The sequence below is a fragment of the Mesorhizobium sp. M7A.F.Ca.AU.001.01.1.1 genome, from assembly GCF_004022735.1.
GTDB classification, from domain to species: Bacteria; Pseudomonadota; Alphaproteobacteria; order Rhizobiales; family Rhizobiaceae; genus Mesorhizobium; species Mesorhizobium ciceri.
In genome coordinates, this window is the sequence record NZ_RZPF01000762.1 from 1 (window position 1) to 2,947 (window position 2,947).

At 61.5% G+C, this 2,947-nt stretch carries 4 protein-coding genes and 1 pseudogene; 1 reads left to right on the top strand and 4 read right to left on the bottom strand.

Going from position 1 to position 2,947, the window contains the following annotated elements; translation table 11 throughout:
• A pseudogene (locus tag EN884_RS31330) lies at window positions 1–280 on the bottom strand (methyltransferase type 11); the annotation flags it as partial.
• Window positions 281–356: 76 nt separating this feature from the next.
• On the opposite strand from EN884_RS31330, the gene EN884_RS31335 reads away from it, so the two are divergent.
• The gene (locus tag EN884_RS31335) at window positions 357–572 is read left to right on the top strand and encodes a hypothetical protein (RefSeq protein ID WP_013525008.1); all 216 of its coding nucleotides are present in this window, start codon (window positions 357–359) and stop codon (window positions 570–572) included.
• A 29-nt stretch (window positions 573–601) separates the two neighbouring features.
• Here EN884_RS31335 and EN884_RS31340 read toward each other — a convergent pair whose 3' ends face one another.
• The 3 genes from EN884_RS31340 to EN884_RS39895 form a co-directional block, all read right to left on the bottom strand.
• Window positions 602–1,150 (bottom strand): hypothetical protein, encoded by a 549-nt coding sequence (locus EN884_RS31340; RefSeq protein ID WP_063170835.1) that lies wholly within the window; start codon window positions 1,148–1,150, stop codon window positions 602–604.
• Window positions 1,151–1,159: 9 nt separating this feature from the next.
• Window positions 1,160–2,335: a zinc-dependent alcohol dehydrogenase gene (locus EN884_RS31345; protein ID WP_013525010.1), complete on the bottom strand. Its 1,176-nt coding sequence runs from the start codon at window positions 2,333–2,335 to the stop codon at window positions 1,160–1,162.
• A 213-nt stretch (window positions 2,336–2,548) separates the two neighbouring features.
• A complete protein-coding gene (locus EN884_RS39895; RefSeq protein ID WP_245492016.1) occupies window positions 2,549–2,782 on the bottom strand; it encodes a hypothetical protein in 234 nt (77 codons plus the stop codon).
• Window positions 2,783–2,947 lie beyond the last annotated feature (165 nt).

The following is a 2,947-nucleotide window of genomic DNA, read 5'->3' on the forward strand; positions in this document are numbered from 1 at the left end:
AGACTGGTGTGAGGTCGACACCGTCGACCTGGCAGCCATAGGTGGCGGCCAGGAAGCGCGCCGGGCCGCCAATGCCGCTGCCGACATCAAGGATCCGGTCGGTGGGCGAGGGGGCAAGACGACCTCCATGGTCTCGCGTGGCGATGAGCTCGCGGCCGTGAAGCTGGTCGAACGGATAGAGCTGCGCGGCATTGATTTTATCGGGCTTCGCATCGGAAATCGCGGCCAATATACGCTCGACGATGCCGTCGCTGCCGTAATGCGTGGTGACGTTGCTCATTGCTGTCCTCCTCGAACAGCCAGCTTCCCATCAATAGGTTGTCTCCGCAACGCGCGCTGATTCAGGAGTGTGATTCATGACCCGCTACGCCACCGTCATCACCGATGCTGACGGCCGGGAAATCGTCAGCGCCATCGGCGAATTCGCAGGCACTGCGCCGCACCCACACCTGGGGCGTGGCGAGCAGGTCGCATCCGGCGTAGAAATCGGCATGGTGCAGGATGGGGCCGGGCCGATAGCAAGTTGCGCGGCTACAATCTCGTCGAGCTCAAAATCGGTAACCTGGTTTTAGGGCTGGAACCCCAGAAGGTCGGCACTCTGTCAGGCGGCGCCGGACTCCTGGCCGCGCTCAGAGCGGGCAAAGTCGCGGGCTGCGGCAGTGCCTGCGGGAAAGCCGCTGCGATCGCTGTAGTCGCGCGGCTTGGTCCCCCTGCGAGAGTGGCGCGCGGTGACGCCTTTCGCACCGATGATGTCGAGCAAAGCGATGCCGGCGACCACGGCAAGCGCAATGCCCACGTTGTCGCGCTTTGGATTGTCATGCCGATAAGCTGACAGCAACGTCGCGATGTCCAGGCCGTCGCCAGCCACCCGGCTCCAAAGCCCAGCCTGCTTGTCCACGGAAAGCGAGAGTATGCCGCTGCTTATCTCCCGCGCCCCATAGGCTCGGATGAGATCTTGCTTGCCGCTCATGCCGAGCGCACCGGCAATCCGCTCGGCACCAACCAGCTCGACGACACCCAGCGCGATGCTGAACCAGCCGAGCTTGCGAGCAAGGCCGTCGAAGGCACCGACCACACTCGGCCCGGCCTGCAGCACTTTGGGATCGCCAGGCGATCGGGTGATGTTGGTGAGTTTAGCGACCACGTTCATGACGATTCCCTACGGTTTCAAAACAACCTTGATGCAGCTGTCCTGCTTGTCGCGGAACACCTTGTACATCTCGGGTCCCTGCTCGAGCCCGACGGTATGGGTGATGACGAAGGAAGGGTCGATCTGGCCGTCCACGATGCGGCGCAGCAGATCCTCGGTCCAACGGGTGACATGGGTCTGCCCCATGCGGAAGGTGAGGCCCTTGTTCATCGCCTGTCCCATCGGAATCTTGTCGACCAGCCCGCTGTAGACGCCGGGGATCGAGATCACGCCGGCCGGCCGGCAGACATAGATCATCTCGCGCAACACATGCGGTCGATCATTTTCCATCAGCATCAACTGCTTTGCGCGATCGTAGACGGTGTCGGGCTGGGCCAGCGAGACATGGCTTTCCATGCCGACGCAATCGATGCACTTCTCCGGGCCATTTGCGCCGGTGAGTTCCTGCAGCCGTTCGACGACACTTTCCTCGGCGAAATTAATGGTGATGGCACCGCCGGCCGCCCCCATGGAAAGCCGTTCCGGCAGGCAATCGATCGCCACCACCTGTTTGGCGCCGAGCAGCAGGGCGCTGCGTATTGCCATCTGCCCGACTGGGCCGCAGCCCCACACCGCAACCGTATCCGTAGGCTCTATGTCGCACTGTGCCGCGGCCTGCCATCCGGTGGGAAAAATATCGCCGAGGAAGAGAACCTGCTCGTCGGTAAGGTTGTCAGGCACCTTTACGTGCGTGGCGTCGGCGAACGGCACCCGCAGGTATTCCGCCTGTCCCCCGGGATAGCCGCCCGTCAAATGGGTGTAGCCAAACAGACCAGCGGTGGTGTGCCCGAACACCTTGTCGCCGAGGTTCTTCTTGCGGTTCGTACGTTCGCAAACCGAAAAGTTCTGTCTCTTGCACTGGTCGCACTCACCGCAGATTATGGTGAACGGTACGACAATGCGGTCTCCCTTCTTCAGAGCGCCGTTGACGCCCCTGCCGACCTCCACGACCTCTCCCATCATCTCGTGGCCCATAATGTCGCCTGGCAGCATGGCTGGCACGTAGTTGTGGTAAAGGTGAAGGTCGGAGCCGCAGATGGCACAACTCGTCACCTTGATAATCGCGTCCCGTTCATCCTCAATTTCTGGATCGGAGACCTGATCGCAGCGTATGTCTTCCTTACCGTGCCAGACCAACGCACGCATAGCCCGCTCCTCTGTTGGCAAGGTCGATCGGGACCCGCGCTTGGCAAGCGGGCATGCTATTCATCGACCGTTCCCGCCGCCTGTCGAACCGCAATGGCCGACCTATGTTCCGGGAGCTTGAGAGAATATTTTGGGCCATTCCAAACGGCGCCTTCGCCTGACCGCGACTCGCTTGCCGCTCCGTCTGAAGTCGGCTCCTCAGTCTTGATGCAGCTACGGCATGTCTTCGTTGTTTGTGCCATGCACGTTGGAGCCGTGCAGGAGGGACTGGATTTCGTCTAGATCGATGTTGCCGTCACCATTCTCGTCGATGCTATTGAACATCCTGCCGACCGCGCTTTGAACCTCGGCCTCGGACAGTGACCTGTCGCCATCCGTGTCCAACAGGCCGAACATAAGTCGCATGCCGGCACCGCGCATCTTTTGGTGACCACGGTGTCGAGCCATTCTGTGTCCTCTGCCCCAGTCGCCACGATTTCGCCAATGGTCGCCATGCCGGCTAGCTTCATCGGGGCGGTCAGCATGCCCGTTGCGGTCGCCCTGGTCGTTGCGGCTATCTTCGTCACGGAAAGCTTCTTCAGAACCGAGATCCTGGTGCATCCTCTCCCGGAC